The sequence below is a fragment of the Nocardioides albidus genome (assembly GCF_006335005.1).
Lineage (GTDB): Bacteria > Actinomycetota > Actinomycetes > Propionibacteriales > Nocardioidaceae > Nocardioides > Nocardioides albidus.
Window position 1 is genome coordinate 199,259 of sequence record NZ_VDMP01000027.1, and the last position, 2,876, is coordinate 202,134.

The 2,876-nt window shown below is 69.7% G+C and carries 4 protein-coding genes and 1 pseudogene; all 5 read left to right on the forward strand.

Going from position 1 to position 2,876, the window contains the following annotated elements:
• Positions 1 to 542, forward strand: a 542-nt coding sequence (locus tag FHP29_RS22975) for an NADH-quinone oxidoreductase subunit H (protein WP_240044617.1), incomplete at its 5' end; no start/stop codon positions are given.
• Complete coding sequence (gene nuoI / locus FHP29_RS19370) at positions 535 to 1,164, forward strand: NADH-quinone oxidoreductase subunit NuoI (protein ID WP_139624510.1); 630 nt, start codon at positions 535 to 537, stop codon at positions 1,162 to 1,164. The genes FHP29_RS22975 and nuoI, both read left to right, overlap by 8 nt.
• Positions 1,161 to 2,006 (forward strand): NADH-quinone oxidoreductase subunit J, encoded by an 846-nt coding sequence (locus tag FHP29_RS19375; protein WP_139624511.1) that lies wholly within the window; start codon positions 1,161 to 1,163, stop codon positions 2,004 to 2,006. The genes nuoI and FHP29_RS19375 overlap by 4 nt, the downstream gene beginning before the upstream one ends.
• A complete protein-coding gene (gene nuoK, locus FHP29_RS19380) occupies positions 2,003 to 2,296 on the forward strand; it encodes an NADH-quinone oxidoreductase subunit NuoK (RefSeq protein WP_028657193.1) in 294 nt (97 codons plus the stop codon). Before FHP29_RS19375 ends, nuoK begins: the two co-directional genes overlap by 4 nt.
• A gap of 9 nt (positions 2,297 to 2,305) precedes the next feature.
• Positions 2,306 to 2,876, forward strand: a pseudogene (locus tag FHP29_RS22980) (NADH-quinone oxidoreductase subunit L); the annotation flags it as partial.

The window sequence follows — 2,876 nt, forward strand, 5'->3', positions numbered from 1 at the left end:
CCGTCTCCGCGCTGGCCACGACCCTGTTCCTCGGCGGCTGGCACGCGCCGTTCTGGATCGACGAGGTCTGGGCGGGCGCCAACGAGGGCTACTGGCCGGTGCTGTGGTTCTTCGGGAAGGTCCTCGCCTTCATCTTCATGTTCATCTGGCTGCGCGGATCGCTGCCGCGGCTGCGCTACGACCAGTTCATGGCGTTCGGCTGGAAGCGGCTGATCCCCATCTCGCTGGTGTGGATCCTCGCGGTCGCCACCATGCGGGTCGCCCGCAACGAGGGCGTCTTCGAGGAGGGCTTCGGGCAGAACCCGCAGTTCTGGCTGATCGTGGGCGGCATCGTCCTGACGATCCTGCTCGTGAGCTTCCTGGTCCCCGAGAAGTCCGACGCGACCGAGCTCGAGGGCGCCACGCCGCGCACGGGCGGCTTCCCGGTCCCGCCGATGCCCGCCGGCGGCGCCGTCCGGGGTGCGGCCGCACCGCTGGTGTTCCGCACCGCCGGCGACACCGACCACCAGACCGTCCGCGATTCAGGGGTGAGCAATGGCTGACCAGCCCGGCCAGAAGGGCGACAAGGGCCCGTCCCTCAAGGAGCAGCTCTGGGACCCGGTCGCCGGGTTCGGCGTCACCTTCCGGACGATGTTCCGCAAGGTCGTCACCGAGCAGTACCCCAAGGAGAAGCTGCCGACGGCCCCGCGCTTCCACGGCCGCCACCAGCTCAACCGCTGGCCCGACGGCCTGGAGAAGTGCGTGGGCTGCGAGCTGTGCGCCTGGGCCTGCCCGGCGGACGCGATCTACGTCGAGGGCGCGGAGAACACCGATGACACCGGCACCGTGGGCGAGGACGGAACGAGGGAGTCGGGCCGCTACTCCGCCGGTGAGCGCTACGGCCGCGTCTACCAGATCAACTACCTGCGCTGCATCCTGTGCGGGCTGTGCATCGAGGCCTGCCCGACGCGCGCGCTGACGATGACCAACGAGTACGAGCTCGCCGACGACAGCCGCGCCAGCCTGATCTACGAGAAGTCCGATCTGCTGGCCCCGCTGCTGCCGGGCATGGAGCAGCCCCCGCACCCGATGCGGCTCGGCAGCGACGACGACTACTACCGCGGCGACTACCAGCAGCCGGTCCCTGTCCCGGCCGTTCCTGCGACCGAGGAGGCACAGTCGTGACCGCCTTCTGGGTCCTCGCACCGATCATGGTCCTCGCCGCGCTCGGCATCCTCTTCGTGCGCAAGGCCGTGCATGCCGCGCTGCTGCTGGCCGTGGTGATGATCAGCCTCGCCATGCTGTACGCCGTCCTCGAGGCGCCGTTCCTCTTCGCGGTCCAGATCATCGTCTACACCGGCGCGATCTTGATGCTCTTCCTGTTCGTGCTCATGCTGGTGGGCGTCGACGCGTCCGACTCCACGGTCGAGACCATCAAGGGCCAGCGGGTGATCGCGTGGGTCGTCGGCCTGGCCTTCGTCGTGGTGATGGTGGTCGGGCTGACCCAGCTCACCTTCGGCGCGGCCGTCGGCCTCGAGGAGGCCAACAGCGGCGGCAACGTGCAGGCGCTGGCCGACCTGCTCTTCTCGCGCTACGTCTTCATCTTCGAGGCGACCAGCGCTCTGCTCATCACCGCCGCCGTCGGCGCGATGGTGCTCGCGCACCGCGAGCGGCTCACGCCGAAGCGCACCCAGTCGAGCATCGCGGCCGAGCGGCTGCGGGCCTACGCCGAGACCGGCGCCCACCTCGGGCCGCTGCCGCCGCCGGGCGTCTACGCCCGCCACAACGCGGTCGACACCCCGGCCCTGCTGCCCGACGGCAGCCCGGCGCCGGCGTCGGTCTCCCGGGTCCTCGCCGCCCGCGGCACCATGCAGCACGCGGGCCTGCGCGACATCGACCGGATCAAGGCCCAGCTGGGCGTCGATCCCGAGAGCGCGCCGGAGACCGCGGGCAGGTCCGCGGCGACGGGCTCGAGCGAGGAGAACGCGACTCCCATCGGCTCCGCCGCACAGGAGGTCGACGAATGACCGAGTATGTCGTCCTGAGCGCCATCCTCTTCACGATCGGCTCGATCGGGGTGCTCACCCGCCGCAACGCGATCGTCGTGTTCATGTGCGTCGAGCTGATGCTCAACGCCTGCAACCTGGCCTTCGTCGCCTTCGCCCACCAGCACGGCAACCTCGACGGCCAGGTCGCCGCCTTCTTCGTGATGGTGGTGGCCGCTGCCGAGGTCGTGGTGGGCCTCGCGATCATCATGACCATCTTCCGCACCCGCCGCTCGGCCTCGGTCGACGACGCGAGCCTGCTGAAGTTCTGAGGACGGACGATGCACGCACTCACCGCGCTGACCCTCAAGGCCAGCGAGACGCACATCCCCGTGGTCTCGCCGGCCGACGCCGACGGCCCGTTCACGCTGCTCTGGCTGATCATCGCCCTCCCGCTGCTCGGTGCGGCGGTGCTGCTGCTCGGCGGCCGCTCCACCGACAGGTGGGGCCACCTCCTCGGTACGGCGACCTCCGCGACGTCCTTCGTGATCAGCCTCGTGCTGTTCGTGAGCCTGCTCGGTCGCGACGAGGGTGACCGCCAGGTCGCCCAGCACCTCTACGACTGGATCGACGCGGGCCGGCTGCAGATCGGCATGGACCTGCTCTACGACCCGCTGTCGGCGCTGTTCCTGCTGCTGATCACCGGCGTCGGCTCGCTGATCCACGTGTACTCGATCGGCTACATGGCGCACGACCCGCGCCGGCGGCGGTTCTTCGCCTACCTGAACCTGTTCGTCGCGGCGATGCTCATGCTGATCCTCTCGGAGAACTACGTGGGCCTGTTCCTCGGCTGGGAGGGCGTCGGCCTCGCGTCGTACCTCCTCATCGGGTTCTGGCAGCACAAGCCGTCGG

Excerpts from the sequence above, each read along its gene's own strand:
- nuoI (WP_139624510.1), top strand. The coding sequence starts at position 535 with ATGGCTGACCAGCCCGGCCAGAAGGGCGACAAGGGCCCGTCCCTCAAG.
- nuoK (WP_028657193.1), top strand. The coding sequence starts at position 2,003 with ATGACCGAGTATGTCGTCCTGAGCGCCATCCTCTTCACGATCGGCTCG.